This is a genomic window from Pseudomonas fluorescens (assembly GCF_902497895.1).
Lineage (GTDB): Bacteria > Pseudomonadota > Gammaproteobacteria > Pseudomonadales > Pseudomonadaceae > Aquipseudomonas > Aquipseudomonas fluorescens_BP.
This window is the reverse complement of record NZ_CABVHQ010000063.1, coordinates 16,169-33,467: the sequence shown is the minus strand read 5'-3', so window position 1 is coordinate 33,467 and position 17,299 is coordinate 16,169. Positions and strand designations below refer to the sequence as shown.

Sequence of the window (17,299 nt, the reverse complement as noted above, 5' to 3'; positions counted from 1 at the left end):
GCGGTGCACGCCCCCTCGAGAGGCCGAGCGCAGGTTCTGCGCAGTGGGCAACCCGGCATGGATGCCGGGTTAGCCGCCCCCGGCCATGGATGGCCGATGGCGGCGGGCCCACGGAGCAGGACCGGAGCGAGGGCACCCTGAGCCTAGGCGAAGGGCCGAACGAAAGGGGCAAGAGCCCTTTGGTTACTTTGGGGCTTTTCCAAAGTGACCCGCCGTAAGGGCGGAACCCTAAGTAGCCGTGACCGCAGCAACGGATATCTACACAATCAACAAAATACAACCCGGCCATTACGCCCTTTAGCGGGGGGTGTTTTCCTCAGCGCAAGTGCCGCTTAAGCAAATCCCAATACCCAAGCTGTAACGGGCTGCCCATGCTGGCTTCGCCCTGGGCGTCCGACGCCGTGGCAACCCAATAAAAACAATTATCGGAAACCACACCCCATGCAAAAGCTTCCCTTGGCGCATGCGTGCGCGCTTACCTGCCTTGCGCCAATCCTGGTCCTTCCTGGCATCGCCCAAGCTGACTTTCTCGGCGACAGCAGCGCCACGCTCAGTCTGCGCAACTTTTACTTCAACCGTGATTTTCGCCAGGACACTGCAACCCAGTCCAAGCGCGAAGAGTGGGCGCAAGGTTTCATGTTCAACGCTAAATCTGGCTACACCGAAGGCCCGGTTGGCTTCGGCGTGGACCTGTATGCCGCGCTAGGGGTAAAACTGGATTCATCCGACGCCCGCGCAGGCACCGGTTTGCTGCCTAACGCATTTGGAAACGCCGGGCCGGATGAGTACAGCGATCTGTCGGGGGTGTTCAAGGCCAAAGTGTCGAAAACCGAACTTAAAGTCGGTGGTTTGATGCCTAAGTCTCCCGTCGCTCTGTCCAGCGATGCGCGGCTGTTGCCGCCGTTTTTCAATGGTGCCGCCCTGACGTCCACTGACGTGGACAACCTGATGATTGATGTCGGGCAATTTCGCAGCGTCAACTATCGCAACTCCAGCGCTAACCACGATGACCTGAGGACGGGTAACTATTCGGCCAGCAGTGATCGTTTCGATTATGCCGGTGCGGCCTATACATTCGGTCCGCAGCTGACGGCCTCCTTTTGGCGGGCGGAGCTTGCGGATGTCTACCAGCAGAATTACTACGGCTTGTTGGCCACTCACACGCTCGGCAGTTGGACGCTCGGCGGCAATCTGGGTTATTTCGATTCCTCCGAGGCGGGCGCCCAACGGGCAGGAAAGATCGACAACGGCCTGGCTTCGGTGCTGTTGTCGGCCAATCTGGGTGGGCATACCTGGCGGGTCGGCTACCAGGATAACCGCGGACGTTCACCGTTTCCCTTCTTGCAGGATGCTGATCCTAACGTCGCCAACGTCGTGCAAATCCTCGACTTTACCCGCGCCCATGAGAGCTCATGGCAAGCTCGCTACGATGTGAACATGGCCGCCTATGGCGTGCCGGGCCTGACCTTTCTCGCGCGCTATCTGCGAGGTGACGGGTTCGAGGTGGCGGGCAGCAACGCCCAAGAGTGGGAGCGCGATCTGGACGTGAGCTACATCATCCAGAGCGGACCGCTGAAAAACCTCGGAATGCGCTGGCGTAACGCCATGGTGCGCTCAGATGCGCTGGGAGACCTGGACGAAAACCGGTTGATCCTGTCGTACACCTATGCGTTCAAATAACTGAACCAACCGCGCCCCACTGAAACCAAAAAAGGACCACCAGAGACTGGTGGTCCTTTAGCAGTATCGCAAAACGGACCGCCGGGAATCCCGCTGGTCCGTCAAGGGTATCGCTTGGCGTCAGGCGTTATTGACTGATGCCAGGATATTACGTGCACGTTGAATCACTGGGGCGTCGATCATTTGCCCGTCGAGTTGAAAAGCGCCTGCTTGATCTGCGCTCGCCAGCACGCGACGGGCCCAATCCACCTGAGTGAGGGTTGGCGCCAATGCCAGATGCACGACCTCGACCTGGCGCGGGTGAATACACAGCATGCCTGCAAACCCTTTGGTTTGGGCGCTCAAGACAAAGTATTCAAGACCGATGGGGTCGTCGATGCGAGCATAGACGGTCTCCAGGGGTGGGGCCAAGCCAGCGAGACGACTGTGCTGCAGCAGGGCGAACCGAACTTGATCGAGCATGCATTCAGCGCCAGCGGTGCCAGCAATCAGCCCGAGGTCCAGGCTCATGTCCAGGCCACCGTAGGTCAGCCGGTCAACACCGCAAACCTGCGAAATCGCTGCAAGGGCCTGCAACCCCAAGGCGCTTTCAATAATAGGCCAGACAGGCTGGCCAATGGCAACAACGCGGGCCACCTGTTCTGCGCTTTCGGCCTTTGGGAGCATGACGCCGCACACGCCGGATTGGCCTGCGCAGAACGCCAGATCGGCCTCGTGCTGCGCGTGACTCGCCATATTGATCCGTACCCAAACGCGGGCAGTCGGCGTTGCCTGCAAAAACTCTCCGAGATTTTCCCGGGCCAGGGTTTTGTCCGACTCCTGGACAGCATCCTCGAAATCGACGATGACCGCGTCGGCGCCACTGGTCAGTGCCTTGGCGAACCGTTCGGGCCGGTTGCCGGGCACAAACAGCGCCGAGCGCATCAGTTTGTCATTCATGACCCGCTCCTTAAAAGCTGCGTGGCAGTTCGAGCAGGTGCTCGGCGACGTAGGACAGAATCAGGTTGGTGGAGATTGGCGCCACCTGGTACAGACGGGTTTCGCGGAACTTGCGCTCCACGTCGTATTCGCAGGCGAAGCCAAACCCGCCGTGGGTTTGCAGGCAGGCATTGGCCGCTTCCCAGGAGGCCTTGGCCGCCAGGTATTTAGCCATGTTGGCGCTGGCCCCGGCGTTCTCGCCGCTGTCATATTCCTCGCAGGCGCGCCAGCGCATCAGGTCGGCAGCTTCAATCTCGACATGGGCTTCGGCAATCGGGAACTGTACGCCCTGGTTCTGCCCGATAGGGCGACCGAACACCACGCGATCACGGGCGTAGGCGCTGGCTTTTTCGATGAACCAGCGACCGTCGCCGATGCATTCGGCGGCAATCAGGGTGCGCTCGGCGTTCAGCCCATCGAGGATGTAGCGAAAGCCCTTGCCCTCTTCGCCGATCAGACTGTCCAGCGGCAGCTCCAGATTGTCGAAGAACAGCTCGTTGGTTTCATGGTTGACCATGTTGGCGATAGGCTGGACGGTCAGGCCGTTGCCGATGGCCTCGCGCAGGTCCACCAGGAAGATCGACATACCCTCGGATTTTTTCTTTACCTCGGCCAGCGGTGTGGTGCGTGCCAACAGGATCATCAGGTCCGAGTGCTGCACCCGGGAGATCCAGACCTTTTGCCCGTTGATAACGTACTTGTCACCCTGCTTGATCGCGGTGGTCTTGATCTTGGTGGTGTCGGTGCCGGTGGTCGGCTCGGTCACGGCCATCGATTGCAGACGCAATTCCCCGGCGGCGAGCTTGGGCAGGTAATAGCGTTTTTGCGCTTCGCTGCCGTGGCGCAGCAGGGTGAACATGTTGTACATCTGGCCATGCACCGTGCCGGAGTTACCGCCGCAGCGGTTCACTTCTTCGAGAATCACCGAGGCTTCGGCCAGACCCAGGCCTGAACCGCCGTATTCGGTGGGGATCATCGCCGACAGCCAGCCGGCGTCGGTCAAGGCCTTGACGAAAGCTTGCGGGAAGCCCTTTTCTTCATCGACCTTGCGCCAGTAAGCGGCATCGAATTCGGCGCACAGGGCGCGTACGCCTTCGCGGATGGCATTGAAGTCTTCGTTGTTGTTGGGGTTCATCTCAAGTCCTGTGGAGTGATGCAAAACTCAGTCGAATTCGACGCATGCGTGTTGGCTGATACCGGTCTCATCGCCTGCCCACAGGTCGGCGAAACCGCGTTGGGTGTGGTGTCCACCGACCTTGAAATGGGCGGGCGCTATCAGGGGTCGGATGCCGCGAAAGGAAAACTGCCGAACGCGTGCCAATGGGTTTGCCCGCACGAAAGCGGCCAGATTCAGGGTTGCGGTCAGCGGACCATGGACGACCAGGCCGGGATAACCCTCGGTCCGGGTGACATAAGGCCAATCGAAATGGATGCGGTGGGCATTGAAGGTAACGGCGGAGTACCGGAACAGCAGCAGCGGGTCGGGGCTGATGTTTTCGCTCCACTGTGTTTCGGGAAGCGGCTCACCGGCACCGAGCTTGGGTGGGTTCGGTTCACGGTAAACAATGTCTTGCTCTTCGCTCATGCACAGCTGCTCGTCTTGCCACAGCTCATGACTGAGCGTGACGAACAGCAGTGATCCGGTGCGGCCCTTTTTTTCCTCGATATGCTTGATCGTGGTGTGACGGCGGGCTGACGCACCGACACGCAGCGGATGGATGAATTCAACCCGGCTGCCTGCCCACATGCGGTTACGTCCATGGGCAGGCGGCATGAATTCACCCAGCGTAGGGTGCCCGTCAGGACCGAGCTCGCGTTGTTCTGCGCAGTCATCAAAAAAGCACCAGTGCCACAGCCACGGTAACTCCTGGCCATCTGTGGGCGCTGGGGCATTGAACATCGCTGCTATGCGCCGCACCAAAGGGAGGCTGAACTGGTCATTGCGCACCTGTGTTCGGCCCACCCAGTTACCCGGTTCGAAATCTTGCATGCTGTGCTTTCCCTATTGGTTGCGGTCGCAAACAGAATGCAGGGGAGAGCAGAGGTGGGGAATTTGCTTTTGCGTAAGTCAGTGTGAAGCTTTGCCTAAGGCAGGGCAGGCAGGGTGCAACGCCGCCTTCCATTTTTTGAAATTGCTGCCAATGGCGCTGCCGATCATGCTGTTGCCAGACTTCGTGGGAGCAGGCGGCTATAAACAAATTTCTGGATACACGCCAACAAGCGCTTTCGCTGTTTGCCAGCAAGGGCTACGCCAATGTCGGGATGCGTGAGCTGGCCTCGGCCTTGGGTATTAGCTGCGGTTCGATCTACAACCACATCGAGAGCAAGGAAGCGTTGCTCTACGAACTGTTTGAAGAGCTGCTGGGGTTATTACAGACCAAGGCCACGCAGATACAGCGCAATGCCGAGGCCCCCAAGCGGCTTCGCAGGATCATCGAAATGCACTTGAGCCTGCAGGACCGGATGCCGTGCCATTTTCAACTGCTGGAACGTGAGTGGCGTCATTTAAGTGAGCCTTGGCTCAGTCACGCCCAAGCCCATCGTGCTCGGTATGAACAGATCATCGCCGCAGCTGTTGGCCCTTCAGCGTGCAGCCAAGCCTGCACAGAAAGCATCGTCACGCTACTCAATCAAGCCCCCGCCTGGCTGCCGGCGTTGCGGCTCACGGTGAGCGCCCGCCTGGATCTGGTCCACTCCATGGTCGAACTGATTCTTGCCCAAACGTTCAGCGATTCGACGGGTCAGCGTACAGCTGGAGCTACAGACCGGGCTTCTTAGCAAAAGCAAAAGGCTGGCTTTCAATATCGCAAATGGGCACATCTACAAGACTGGTTCATGCTCCGCCCCACAGAGGCACCCCCCATAACAATAAGGATCGGCCCATGTTCTCCTGGTATAAAAGCGGCACCCCGCGTGAGAAGAAAACCTTTTGGGCCTGCTATGCCGGCTGGGCCCTGGACTCCTATGACATGCAGATGTTCAGCTTCCTGCTGCCCACGCTGATAGGGATCTGGGGGCTGACCAAAGGCGAGGCGGGCATTATCGGGACATCGGCCTTGCTGTCGGCGGCCTTGGGCGGATGGATCGCCGGCATCCTGAGCGACCGCTTCGGGCGGGTGCGCATCCTGATTTTTACGGTTTGCTGGTTTACCTTCTTTGGCGTCGTCGCAGGGTTTGCTCAAAACTTTGAGCAATTGCTGGTCGCACGTACTCTCCAAGGCTTGGGGTTCGGCGGCGAATGGGCTATCGGTGTAGCGCTCATGGCCGAGGTCATCAACCCAAAAAATCGTGGCAGAGCGTTGGGTTTCGTGCAGTCCGGTTTCGCCTTGGGATGGGCCGGCGCCGTGCTGGTCGTCACCGGGATCCTGGCGTATTTCCCCGCTGAGTACGCCTGGCGTGTGGCTTTCTGGGTCGGTGTGCTTCCAGCGCTGGTGGTGATTTTCATTCGGCGTAACGTCAAGGATTCGGATGCGTTCAAGCAATCGCAAAAGCTGGACACTGATAAAGCCTCTATCGGAACCGTGTTTTGCGCCAAATACATCAAGGTCAGCATGCTTGCCAGTTTGTTGGTGATCGGATTGCAGGCGGGCTGCTACGTGATTCTGGTCTGGACGCCTTCGATGATGGCCGAGCGCGGTGTTGTATCCGGGTCGCTGATCCTGACGATTCTGATCATGGCGCTAGGCAGTCTTTGCGGGTTCGCCACTACCGCCTACATGTCAGACCGCCTGGGCCGACGCCCGACGCTGATGCTCCTGTCGCTGGCCTCCTGGATTGTCACCGTTGCCTATATGTTCGTACCGCTCAACCCACTGGTAGCGCATGTCATGGGCTTTTTGGTCGGCGCGTTGGCGATCGGTATGTTTGCCGCGTTGGGTCCGTTCCTGAGCGAGTTATTCCCGACCCAGGTTCGCACCACTTGCATGGGATTCTCGTACAACGTCGGCAAATCGGTAGGCGCAATGGCCGTCACGGGGGTTGGGCTACTCGCTGCTAAATTCGGTCTGTCCCAGTCTGTTGGCGCGTTTTGCCTTGTCGCTTACGGCATCGCTGTATTTGCCCTGCTGCTGCTACCCGAAACCAAGGGGGTTCGGCTTGATGAACTTGAAATGGCCGATCCGTCCCCGCAACGGTTGTCCGGACAACGCACTTGAAGGAAGTTCAAATGATTAGAATCGTCTATCTGCTGGTTAAACCTCAAACCATGAGCGATGCGGTCTTCAAGCAAGAGTGTGTGCGTCACTTCGAAATGAGTGAGGGTATTCCTGGCCTGCACAAATATGAGGTCAGGCTTGTGTCAGACAACCCCAGCGACACCCACGTACCCTATCTTGAGGTGCCACCTGTGCATGCTATTGGGGAATGCTGGTTTCGCGATCAGTCCGACTATGAGCTTTACATGCAGGCCGATAAAAGAAAGGTTTGGTTTGAGCACGGCAAAACGTTTATTGGTGGGCTCAAGCCATTTGTGACGTGCGATATCGTTTTGAAGTGATCTAATGAAAATGGACGTCCATGGAAGGACTCAAGGCCTTCAGCCACGACAACGCCAACCTGCTGCTCACCGTGTGATACCCCACCCATCAGGCAATGCGACTCTTGAGCCGCAAGGCGAATTGTATCGCAATGCAGTTCAGTGTATCGTATAGCGGTATTTAAGGATGCGAACAGCGGTAACTGCTTGGTATTTCACTGTTATGCAAGCACCTGTCGGGCGACTGTATATTTCCGGGAAAGGAGGAACTGATGGTGCGGATAGCCGATTCTCACTACAGTAATGCCCCTTTTTCGACAACGAAAGCGACGCCCGCAAGGAGAATCCAATGAGTCGGCAGGAAGACACGACGCAAGTCGGTAAACAACCGGGAATACAGGTTATCGCTCGAGCGGCTGCGATCATGCGCGCCCTGGGAGAAAATCCTCAAGGGCTCAGCCTGGCTGCCATTGCTAATGCGGTCGACCTGCCGCGCTCGACCGTGCAACGCATTATCAGTGCACTTGAGGATGAATTCCTGGTCGAGTCAGTTGGCCGCGGCGGAGGTTTTCATCTGGGTCCAGCATTAGGTCAATTGATTCATCAGACTCAGACCGACATCATTTCGCTGCTCAAAACGCATCTCACAGCACTCTGCGAGCAGCTTCAAGAATCTGTCTGTGTCTCGTTGTTGGTAGGGGACAAGACCTACGTGGTTGATCGCATCGTTGCCGAGCGTGAATTGCGCGTGGTTTTCCCCATTGGTATCAACGCGCCGGCCTATGCAACGGCCAGCGGTAAAGTATTGCTTGCCGAAATGCCCGAGGAAGCGCTCGAGAGTCTGTTGCCGGCGTCTCTTCAAGACATGACATCTGCCACGCTCGAACGCTCGAACTTGCTCACGCAGTTAGCGACTATAAGACGCACCAAAATTGGCCATGACAAAGGCGAATACATTGAGGGTCTCAGCTCTTTCGCGGTAGCACTGAATACCTATCTGGGTCGCTATGCCATTGCGGTTGTTGCACCTGTTTCACGTGCACAAGCCCATGCCGAACGCTTTGAGCAGGCGCTGATGACTTGCAAGCAGAACATCGAACAGGCGATTGGTGCGCGCCTCAAGGTCTAATCAGGTAGTGGAATGGCCAGGAAAACCGCCCAAGAGGCCGCGAAAACGCGGCAAAAAATTATCAGTGCAAGTCTCTCGGCCTTTTCACGCGATGGCGTTGCCAATGTGACGCTCGAACAGATTGCTGGCTTGGCAGGCGTTACCCGTGGCGCCATCTATTGGCACTTCAAGAACAAGCAGGATCTGCTTAAAACGATTCTCGACGAGCAACAACACCCTCTGGAACAACCCATCCCGACCTGCCTGCGGTTTTCTGCGCGATGGCTGCGCCTGCGCCAGGCATTGATCGAGACGGCCAGCAGGAAAGATTCAGGAATGCTGTGCGAAAGCATGTTGCACAAGCGTGAGCTGAACGGCAATTGCGAGCCTGTTCCCATGCGTTTGCATCGGTTTCGGAGCAACCTGGCCACTCTGCTGCAGGATCTCTTGAACCGCGCTGTAGCTCGCGGCGAATTAGGGGCGCAAATCAACATTCCAGTCTTTTGCGAGCTGATCCAGCATTGTATTACCGGTGCCCTGATCGAATGTTTGCAGAGCACCGAGGACTGCCAGCGCAAGCTCTCGACTGTGCTGGATACTCTGCTGCATTTGCTGACGAATCCTCCCGCACATTTGTGCCATCAATCAAAACCCTGAGTGCGTCGAAGTTGCGACCAGCGTTGGTCCATACCGCACTGCGTTCAATCCTGTTTTCCAGCATGTGAAAAGTGCCTGATAGCTAGACGGCTGACAGGCCCGAATGCCACCCATTACTCACTTTGTAACGATTTAACCCTGCGCTACATCCCTTCGCTTGCCCGCTCAATTTCCAAGGCCCATGACCCCGACATCTGACGATTGCGGTCCGCTGTCAGGCAGTGCCCGCGCAAAACCGGTAACCCTACGCAAACCGGGGTGTCGCGTGGCATTCGCATTGTTCCTGCCGATTCATCGTCGAGGCGTTTGCGGATAGGGCCGCACGGTTCAGATATGGCAATGCACCTGGTACCTGAGCACTGCTGATAGGGCGAATTGCGGTAATGCGCCTATAGCAAGTTGATTCGATAAGCCCGCAGCGTGGTACAGTGAATCATATAGCGATACACATACCCATTTATTAATGTTGCCTTCAGGAGATAACCGTCTGTGAAACATAGAGGCCCTTATCCACTCGTCCGCCGCGTGCCCGTTGCCGCATTTTTGCTGTTGGCGGGATGCGATATGTCCGAACCAGTGGCCAGTACGCCTTCCCCTGCGCAAGTCGGTGTTTACACCCTGGAGGCTCAGTCGTTGACCCTCGCGACTGATTTGCCAGGCCGCACCGCAGCCAATCGCGTGGCCGAAGTACGGCCGCAGGTCAGCGGCATCCTGGTAAAGCGCATGGTCGCCGAAGGCACCGAGGTGAAGCAGGGGCAACAGCTGTACCAGATCGACCCCCGGACCTATCAGGCGCATCAGGCGCGCGCCCAAGCCAATCTGGTGACAGCCAGCAACCTGGCCAAGCGTTACGAGCGGCTGCTCAAGACCAATGCGGTGAGTCGCCAGCAGTACGACGACGCTTTTGCTGCCTGGAAACAGGCCCAGGCCGAAGCCCGGATGGCTGACATCAATGTGCAGTACACCCGCGTTCTATCACCGATCAGCGGGCGTATCGGCCGTTCGGCGGTCACCGAAGGCGCGCTGGTCACCGACGGCCAGGCTCAGGAACTGGCAACCGTGACCCAGCTGGACCCGATTTATGTCGACGTCACCCAACCCATCACCCAACTATTGAAACTGCGACGTGCACTGGAGTCCGGCAAGCTGCAAAAAGCCGGCGAAGACAGCGCCGCCGTCAGCCTGACCCTGGATGACGGCAGCGTCTACGGACAAACCGGCACCATGAAGTTCTCCGAAGTGAATGTCGACCCGAGTACCGGTTCGGTGACGTTGCGTGCCCAGTTTCCAAACCCGGATCGCCAGTTGCTGCCGGGGATGTTCGTGCATGCCCAAGTCAAGGAAGGGGTGCGTGAAAACGCGATTCTGGTGCCACAGCAGGCGGTCTTTCGCGACTCCCGCGGCGTCGCTCAGAGCTGGGTGGTCAAGAACGACGGCAGTGTGGAGCTGCGCGAAATCGAAACCCTGCGCACCGTGGGGAACGCCTGGTTGGTCGGCAAGGGCCTGAGCGATGGTGAGCGCGTGGTCACCGAGGGGCTGCAGCGCGTGCGTAGCGGCATCAAGGTGCAGGCCAGCGACGCGTCCAATGTCGATCTGGCCAACGATCTCTCAAAGGCTGCTGCCACTGCCGTATCGGCCAACTGAGGAACTGAATTCAAATGTCCCGTTTTTTTATAGACAGGCCGATCTTCGCCTGGGTGTTGGCCATTGTGCTGATGCTTGCCGGCGCTCTGTCGATCCTGAAAATGCCTGTCAGCCAATACCCGAACATTGCGGCCCCGTCGATCATGATTTCGGTGGCGTACCCGGGCGCTTCGGCGCAGACCGTGCAGGACACAGTGACCCAGGTCATTGAGCAGCAGCTCAGTGGTCTGGATGGTTACCGTTACATGTCCTCGCAAAGCAATGCTGACGGGAGCATGCAGCTCATCGTGACCTTCGAGCAGGGCACCGACCCGGATATTGCTCAGGTTCAGGTGCAGAACAAGCTGCAACTGGCGACGCCCAAGCTGCCGCAGGAAGTGCAGCGCCAGGGCATCCGTGTGGTCAAGTATCAGATCAACTTCATGCAGATCGCGGCGCTGGTCGATGAAAGCGGCAAGATGAGCAACTTCGATCTGGGCAACTACATCGCCTCTAATCTGCAGGACCCGATCTCGCGGATCAACGGGGTCGGCGACTATCTGTTGCTGGGTTCGCAAAATGCCATGCGCATTTGGCTCGATCCGATCAAACTCAACAGCTTCCAACTGGCACCGAGCGATGTCGCCAGCGCTATCCAGGAACAGAACGTACAAGTGTCCTCGGGACAGGTTGGCGGCCTGCCAGCGCGTCCCGGCGTGCAATTGAACGCCTCGGTCATCGCCAAGACCCGTCTGACCAACCCCGACGAATTCGCCAACATCCTGGTCAAGGTCAACCCGGATGGATCGCAGGTGCGCATCAAGGACCTGGGTGAAGTGAGCCTGGGTGCCGACAACTTCTCCATTTCGGCGAAATTCAACGGTATGCCGTCGGCGGCAATGGCGATACGTCTGGCACCCGGTGGCAACCTCCTGGAAACCGCCGAGGCAGTGCGTGAGGTCCTGAAGAAACAGGAGCGTTACCTGCCCGAAGGCGTGAAGATTCTGCTGCCCTATGACACCACACCTTCGGTCAACGCCTCCATCGAATCGGTGATCCACACCATCATCGAAGCGGTCGTGCTGGTGTTCCTGGTGATGTTCCTGTTCCTGCAGAACTGGCGCGCCACGCTGATTCCGACGATGGCGGTGCCGGTGGTCTTGCTCGGTGCCTTTGCGCTGTTGCCACTGTTCGGCATCAACATCAACGTGCTGACGATGTACGCCATGGTTCTGGCCATCGGCCTGCTGGTGGACGACGCCATTGTGGTCGTGGAGAACGTCGAGCGACTGATGCACGACGAAAAACTGTCGCCGCTGGAGGCAACGCGCAAGTCCATGGGCCAGATCCAGGGCGCGCTGGTTGGCATTGGCATGGTGCTGTCGGCGGTGTTCATCCCGATGGCCTTCTTCGGCGGCTCGGCCGGCATCATCTACCGGCAGTTCGCCGTGACCATCGTGGTCTGCATGGGTCTGTCGGTGCTGGTAGCCTTGATCTTCACCCCCGCGCTGTGCGCCACCATCCTCAAAGCTCCCAAGGACGACCACGGGCCGAAAAAAGGTTTCTTCGGCTGGTTCAACCGCACCTTCGATAACAGCGCCAACCGCTTTGAACGCAGTGTGGTCGGCATGCTCAAGCAACGCGGGCGTTACTTCGTGATCTTCGCCGTGATCGTGGGCGGCACCGGCTACCTGTTCACCCAGATTCCCAAGGCCTTTCTCCCGGCTGAAGACCAGGGCAAGGCGATAGTCGAGGTACGGATGCCGGTCAACAGCAGCGCCGAACGTACCGAAGCGGTGCTCAAGGAGGTACGCGATTACCTGCTCGCGGAAGAAGCGCAGGTGATCGACTCGGTTTTCACCGTCAACGGCTTCAACTTCGCCGGTCGCGGACAGAGCAGCGGTATGGCGTTCGTCAACCTCAAGGATTGGTCTCACCGTCAAGCTGAAGGCCAGGGTGTAGCCAGTGTGGTAGAGCGCGCCCAGGCCAGATTCGCAGACATCAAGGATGGTCAGGTGCTGGTGTTCGCCCCTCCGGCAATTCTGGAAATGGGCAACGCCACGGGTTTCAACTTCTACCTGGAAGACCAGGTCGGTGCCGGCCATGCTGCGTTGATGGCCGCGCGCGACCAATTCCTCGAACTGGCTGCGCAAAGTCCAATCCTGGCGTCAATGCGGCCCAACGGCCTCAACGACGAGCCGCAGTTCCGGGTCAGCATCGACGACGAGAAGGCACGTGCCCATCAGTTGAGCATTGCTGCGATCAACGAAACCATGTCCGCGGCCTGGGGCTCGATGTACGTCAACGACTTCATCGACAAGGGTCGGGTCAAACGGGTCTATCTGCAGGGCAACATGGACTCGCGTCTGGCTCCCGAAGACTTCGACAAATGGTACGTGCGCAACGCTGGGGGCAAGATGATTCCGTTCTCCGCTTTCGCCACCGGAAGCTGGACCTATGGCTCTCCCAAGCTTGAACGCTACAACGGCAACTCGGCAGTTGAAATGCTCGGCGAGCCGGCACCCGGCTACAGCACCGGCGACGCCATGGCCGCCATTGCCGAAATCTCCAGGCAGCTGCCCAATGGCATAGGGCTGACCTACACCGGCCTGTCCTACGAGGAAATCCAGACCGGCGACCAGGCCCCGATGCTCTATGCGCTCACCGTACTGATCGTGTTCCTGTGTCTGGCCGCGCTGTATGAGAGTTGGTCGGTACCGGTGTCGGTCATGCTGGTGGTGCCACTGGGTATTCTCGGCGCGGTCATCGCCACCCTCATGCGCGACCTTACCGCCGACGTGTACTTCCAGATCGGCTTGATGACCACGGTCGGTCTGTCGGCGAAGAACGCCATCCTGATCGTCGAGTTCGCCAAGGAGCTGTACGAGAAAGAAGGCTACAGCCTGGTCGATTCGGCCGTTCACGCGGCCAAGCTGCGCCTGCGTCCGATCATCATGACGTCGCTGGCCTTCACCTTCGGTGTACTGCCCATGGCCCTGGCCAGCGGCGCCGGTCAAGGCAGTCAGCACTCCATTGCCACCGGCGTGGTCGGCGGCATGGTCACGGCCACCGTACTCGCGGTGTTCTTCGTGCCGCTGTTTTACGTGGTAGTGGTCAAGCTGTTTGAAGGTAACCGAAAGGCGAAAGCGGTCGCTCCCGCCGCAATTAAAGAAGGAGAGTCAGTATGACTTTCAAGCATCTGACCCTGGCTCTGGCCTGCGCCATGGCCGTATCAGGCTGTAGCCTGATACCGGACTACCAGCAACCCGCCGCGCCGATTGCCGGGGTGTGGCCGCAAGGTCAGGCCTATGCGCAACAGCCTTCGCAGCAGCAGGCGAGCGCCGAACTGGGCTGGGAGCAGTTCTTCCGCGATCCGGCCCTGCAACAGCTGTTGCAAGTGGCACTGGACAACAATCGCGACCTGCGTCAGGCCGCCCTGAACGTTGAGGCTTTTCGCGCGCAGTACCGCATCCAGCGCGCCGAGCTGTTCCCCAGCGTCGGCGTGGATGCCAGCGGTATCCGACAGAAACTGCCGGCCGACCTGTCGCGCAGTGGCGAGCGCAGTATCGAAAGCCAATATGGTGTGACCGTGGGTGTAAGCGCCTACGAGCTGGATCTGTTCGGCAGGGTAAGCAGCCTGGACCGCGCCACGCTGGAGACTTATCTGGCTTCAGAAGAAGCGCAGCGCAGTGTGCAGATCAGCCTGATTGGCGATGTGGCCACGGCCTATCTGACTTTGCGCACCGATCAGGGCCTGCTGCAGTTGACGCGCGAAACCCTGGCCAGTTACGACGAAAGCCTGGCGCTGGTCCAAAGCAGTCACGACGCCGGAATCGCCTCATCTCTGGATGTGCGTCAGGCACGCAGTCTGGTCGAGCAGGCGAGAGGTCACCTGGCGCGCTACACGCGTCAGGTCGCGCAAGACCAGAACCTGCTGCGCCTGTTGTTGGGCAGTGAGTTACCGGCATTGCCTGAGCGCTTCGACGAGCAGCAGTTCGCCGCGTTGCCTGTGGGCATGCCGGCTGATTTGCTGCTACGCCGTCCCGACATCCGTGCTGCGGAACACAACTTGCTGGCGGCCAACGCCAATATCGGCGCGGCGCGTGCAGCCTTCTTCCCGAGTGTCAGGCTGACCGCCAACGCAGGCACGCTGAGCAGTGACATGAATGGACTGTTCGAGGCTGGCTCCGGTAGCTGGAGTTTCGTGCCGCAAATCAATATTCCGATCTTCACCGCCGGCCGACTCGAGGCCAACCTGGATTACGCCGAGGTGCAGAAGGACATTAACGTCGTGCAGTACGAGAAAGCCATTCAGACGGCTTTTCGCGAAGTGGCCGATGGGCTCGCCGCACGTGGCACCTTTGGGGAGCAGTTGCAAGCCCAGCGTGATCTGACCCTGACTACACAGGAGTACTTCGATCTGGCTCGGCAACGCTACCAGGAAGGCGTCGACAATTACCTCACCGTGCTGGACGCACAACGGGAGCTGTTCACCGCGCAGCAGGGCTTGCTGACTGACCGGTTGCAGCAGATGAGCAGTGAAGTTGCGCTGTTCAAAGCGCTTGGCGGTGGCTGGATAAGAGACGTGCCGGCCCGGGAAAAAACGTCAAGACCTGAATCCGGCGGATTCAGATGAAAAAGGCTGGCACACAAAAATCTTTCCTGGGTAGCAAAACGCCCGATGCAGGGCATCGGGCGTGCAAGCCGAGCATTCAGAGCTGGCACGCGCAAGGCGAGAAAGTGTCACTGCACTTCCCTGAATGGTCATAGGTATCTACGCATCTTTTTGGTCTGGCGCTCGTAGCAGCTGCCGAGCCTGCGAGGCTGCGTTCGACCGCGAAGCAGTCGTGAAATCAGGCAACGGGTTCTTTCAGGCAAACCGCGTACGCAGGCTTTGCGAGGACTGCGTCCTCGAACGCAGCCTCGCGCAGCTCGGCAGCTGCTACGGACTCAGCCCTACGCCGTAGTCCAATGGTTGTGTAGATACCTATGCTGAATGGTGCGAGGAGTGATCAAGGAAGGGCATTCGGCAACGGGTGCCCCCGTGAAGGCAGGGTGCTCATGCAAAACCTTATTGATGCTTTTTTTGATAATAAAACTGCCTGATTTACGAATTATCAGAATCAAACACTGCGATTAAACTCGAGCCAATCGCAGGGCCATTCATCTTGGCCGAGAGAGAAGGGAGTTACGTTTTGCACATTCAGAATACATCCAGACACAGCATAAACCTGCGTCGCGTCGTGGTGACCGGGATGGGCATCGTTTCCTGCCTGGGCAACAGCCCTGCGCACGTGTTGCAAGCATTGCGCGAAGGACGCTCGGGTATCGGTCTCAACCAGGCGTATGCGCAGGCGGGGCTACGCAGCCATGTCAGCGGCCAATTGGACGTGGATCTCGAGCAGATAGATCGTCGCCATCGCCGCTTCATGGGCGATGCCGCCGCTTACGCGTACCTGTCAATGCGTGATGCGATTGCCGATGCCGGGCTTGAACCCTCGCAAGTATCGAACCCACGGACCGGTTGTGTGATGGGCTCCGGGGGCGGCTCTAGCGAAGATATCGTCGAAGCCAACCGTTTACTTACCGAGCAGGGTATTCGCAAGGTCGGGCCCTATCGGGTACCTCGAACCATGACTAGCACCGTGTCGGCGTGCATGGCCAGTTTTTTTGCCATCAAGGGCCTTAACTACTCCATCGCATCGGCCTGCGCGACCAGTGCGCATTGCATCGGACATGCGTTCGAGCAGATACAGTTTGGCAAACAGGATGTGGTGTTTGCCGGCGGGGCCGAGGCAGAACATGTCAGTCAGAGCTGCATGTTCGACGCCATGGGCGCTTTTTCCACAGGCTATAACCATGTGCCGACCCAGGCCAGCCGCCCTTACGACGTAGCGCGCGATGGTTTCGTCATCAGCGGTGGTGGCGGCGTATTGGTGCTCGAAGAACTCGGCCATGCGCTCGAACGTGGCGCCAGGATCTACGCCGAAGTGATCGGCTACGGTAACGCGTCCGATGGGCAGGATATGGTTTCCCCCAGTGGAGACGGAGCGTTGCGCGCCATGCAGGCGGCATTGAGTACCTGCGAAGAATCCGTCGACTATCTCAACACCCACGGCACCAGTACCCAGGCAGGCGATTTGGTGGAGCTGCGTGCATCCTCGCTCGCTTTCGACGGCAACTTGCCTCCCTTCAGTTCTACCAAGTCGTTAAGCGGTCACGCGCTGGGGGCTGCTGGTGTGCATGAAGCCATTTACTCGTTGTTGATGATGCAGCACGGGTTTCTTGCGGCCTCCCACAACATCGAGCAGATCGACAGTGAAGTTGAGGCGTTGCCGATAATCCGTACCACGCGATTCAATCAGCAAGTGGAGTGTGTAATGAGTAACAGCTTCGGCTTTGGCGGAGCCAACGCCAGCCTGATTTTCAGTAAGCGCGCGCTCGACGCGTTACCGGTTTAATCCGTACTGAAGGCAATCACGGCCCGCCAGAGGCCGAACCTGCCGCTGGCGCTTTTTTTTTTAGTTAGCAACGGGGTTTGTACCTGCGCTGGCGGCTGGACGAAACGCCTGCGTTCAAGGCTATCACTGCCACCGAGCGCGGCGTCCATGCACCGTTGAAGGAAACCTTGCGTCAGCAGGGGGGCGCGATGTGTTGCCTGGGGGCTTTCATCTCACTGACAGCCATATCCTTCTATATCTGCACCACTTACTTCGTCACGTATTTGCAGCTTCAGGGTGGGCTGGCTCGCCCCAGTTTGAGCCATTGGCCTGAACCGC

General features: G+C 58.6%; 13 protein-coding genes and 1 pseudogene. 11 read left to right on the top strand and 3 right to left on the bottom strand.

Annotated features, from left to right (window positions below; all coding sequences use genetic code 11):
- Positions 1–441 precede the first annotated feature (441 nt).
- Complete coding sequence (locus F8N21_RS24320) at positions 442–1,680, top strand: OprD family porin (RefSeq protein ID WP_150644547.1); 1,239 nt, start codon at positions 442–444, stop codon at positions 1,678–1,680.
- Between the two features lie 120 nt (positions 1,681–1,800).
- Here the strand turns inward: F8N21_RS24320 and F8N21_RS24315 are convergent, their stop codons facing one another.
- Genes F8N21_RS24315 through F8N21_RS24305 form a run of 3 tightly spaced genes read right to left on the bottom strand, consistent with a single transcriptional unit; the run spans position 1,801 to position 4,648 of the window.
- Positions 1,801–2,619 (bottom strand): HpcH/HpaI aldolase/citrate lyase family protein, encoded by an 819-nt coding sequence (locus F8N21_RS24315; RefSeq protein ID WP_150644546.1) that lies wholly within the window; start codon positions 2,617–2,619, stop codon positions 1,801–1,803.
- A gap of 10 nt (positions 2,620–2,629) precedes the next feature.
- Positions 2,630–3,793: an acyl-CoA dehydrogenase family protein gene (locus tag F8N21_RS24310; RefSeq protein ID WP_150644545.1), complete on the bottom strand. Its 1,164-nt coding sequence runs from the start codon at positions 3,791–3,793 to the stop codon at positions 2,630–2,632.
- 27 nt (positions 3,794–3,820) lie between these two features.
- Positions 3,821–4,648 carry a MaoC family dehydratase N-terminal domain-containing protein gene (locus F8N21_RS24305; protein WP_150644544.1) on the bottom strand — a complete coding sequence of 276 codons (828 nt, stop codon included), beginning with the start codon at positions 4,646–4,648 and terminating at the stop codon, positions 3,821–3,823.
- A gap of 200 nt (positions 4,649–4,848) precedes the next feature.
- On the opposite strand from F8N21_RS24305, the gene F8N21_RS24300 reads away from it, so the two are divergent.
- The 10 genes and pseudogenes from F8N21_RS24300 to F8N21_RS24255 form a co-directional block, all read left to right on the top strand.
- Positions 4,849–5,436 (top strand): TetR/AcrR family transcriptional regulator, encoded by a 588-nt coding sequence (locus tag F8N21_RS24300; RefSeq protein ID WP_150644543.1) that lies wholly within the window; start codon positions 4,849–4,851, stop codon positions 5,434–5,436.
- 104 nt (positions 5,437–5,540) lie between these two features.
- Positions 5,541–6,812: an MFS transporter gene (locus F8N21_RS24295; RefSeq protein WP_150644542.1), complete on the top strand. Its 1,272-nt coding sequence runs from the start codon at positions 5,541–5,543 to the stop codon at positions 6,810–6,812.
- 11 nt (positions 6,813–6,823) lie between these two features.
- Positions 6,824–7,153 carry a 4-methylmuconolactone methylisomerase gene (locus F8N21_RS24290; protein ID WP_150644541.1) on the top strand — a complete coding sequence of 110 codons (330 nt, stop codon included), beginning with the start codon at positions 6,824–6,826 and terminating at the stop codon, positions 7,151–7,153.
- Positions 7,154–7,481: 328 nt separating this feature from the next.
- Entirely contained in the window at positions 7,482–8,261 is a 780-nt protein-coding gene (locus F8N21_RS24285; protein ID WP_150644540.1) for an IclR family transcriptional regulator, read from the top strand.
- 12 nt (positions 8,262–8,273) lie between these two features.
- Entirely contained in the window at positions 8,274–8,897 is a 624-nt protein-coding gene (locus tag F8N21_RS31375) for a TetR family transcriptional regulator (RefSeq protein WP_150644539.1), read from the top strand.
- Positions 8,898–9,461: 564 nt separating this feature from the next.
- The gene (locus tag F8N21_RS24275; RefSeq protein ID WP_150644538.1) at positions 9,462–10,541 is read left to right on the top strand and encodes an efflux RND transporter periplasmic adaptor subunit; all 1,080 of its coding nucleotides are present in this window, start codon (positions 9,462–9,464) and stop codon (positions 10,539–10,541) included.
- Between the two features lie 14 nt (positions 10,542–10,555).
- Entirely contained in the window at positions 10,556–13,708 is a 3,153-nt protein-coding gene (locus F8N21_RS24270; RefSeq protein WP_150644537.1) for an efflux RND transporter permease subunit, read from the top strand.
- Positions 13,705–15,156 carry an AdeC/AdeK/OprM family multidrug efflux complex outer membrane factor gene (gene adeC, locus F8N21_RS24265; RefSeq protein ID WP_150644536.1) on the top strand — a complete coding sequence of 484 codons (1,452 nt, stop codon included), beginning with the start codon at positions 13,705–13,707 and terminating at the stop codon, positions 15,154–15,156. The genes F8N21_RS24270 and adeC overlap by 4 nt, the downstream gene beginning before the upstream one ends.
- 595 nt (positions 15,157–15,751) lie before the next feature.
- Entirely contained in the window at positions 15,752–16,981 is a 1,230-nt protein-coding gene (locus F8N21_RS24260) for a beta-ketoacyl synthase N-terminal-like domain-containing protein (RefSeq protein ID WP_150644549.1), read from the top strand.
- 74 nt (positions 16,982–17,055) lie between these two features.
- Positions 17,056–17,271: pseudogene (locus F8N21_RS24255) on the top strand (MFS transporter); the annotation flags it as partial.
- Positions 17,272–17,299 lie beyond the last annotated feature (28 nt).

What these genes read in the sequence shown, in the direction of transcription:
- F8N21_RS24275 (WP_150644538.1), top strand. Translation starts at nt 9,462, where the DNA reads ATGTCCGAACCAGTGGCCAGTACGCCTTCCCCTGCGCAAGTCGGTGTT.
- F8N21_RS24270 (WP_150644537.1), top strand. Translation starts at nt 10,556, where the DNA reads ATGTCCCGTTTTTTTATAGACAGGCCGATCTTCGCCTGGGTGTTGGCC.
- F8N21_RS24305 (WP_150644544.1), bottom strand. Translation starts at nt 4,648, where the DNA reads ATGCAAGATTTCGAACCGGGTAACTGGGTGGGCCGAACACAGGTGCGC.
- F8N21_RS24295 (WP_150644542.1), top strand. Translation starts at nt 5,541, where the DNA reads ATGTTCTCCTGGTATAAAAGCGGCACCCCGCGTGAGAAGAAAACCTTT.
- F8N21_RS24290 (WP_150644541.1), top strand. Translation starts at nt 6,824, where the DNA reads ATGATTAGAATCGTCTATCTGCTGGTTAAACCTCAAACCATGAGCGAT.
- F8N21_RS24315 (WP_150644546.1), bottom strand. Translation starts at nt 2,619, where the DNA reads ATGAATGACAAACTGATGCGCTCGGCGCTGTTTGTGCCCGGCAACCGG.
- F8N21_RS31375 (WP_150644539.1), top strand. Translation starts at nt 8,274, where the DNA reads ATGGCCAGGAAAACCGCCCAAGAGGCCGCGAAAACGCGGCAAAAAATT.
- adeC (WP_150644536.1), top strand. Translation starts at nt 13,705, where the DNA reads ATGACTTTCAAGCATCTGACCCTGGCTCTGGCCTGCGCCATGGCCGTA.
- F8N21_RS24285 (WP_150644540.1), top strand. Translation starts at nt 7,482, where the DNA reads ATGAGTCGGCAGGAAGACACGACGCAAGTCGGTAAACAACCGGGAATA.
- F8N21_RS24320 (WP_150644547.1), top strand. Translation starts at nt 442, where the DNA reads ATGCAAAAGCTTCCCTTGGCGCATGCGTGCGCGCTTACCTGCCTTGCG.
- F8N21_RS24310 (WP_150644545.1), bottom strand. Translation starts at nt 3,793, where the DNA reads ATGAACCCCAACAACAACGAAGACTTCAATGCCATCCGCGAAGGCGTA.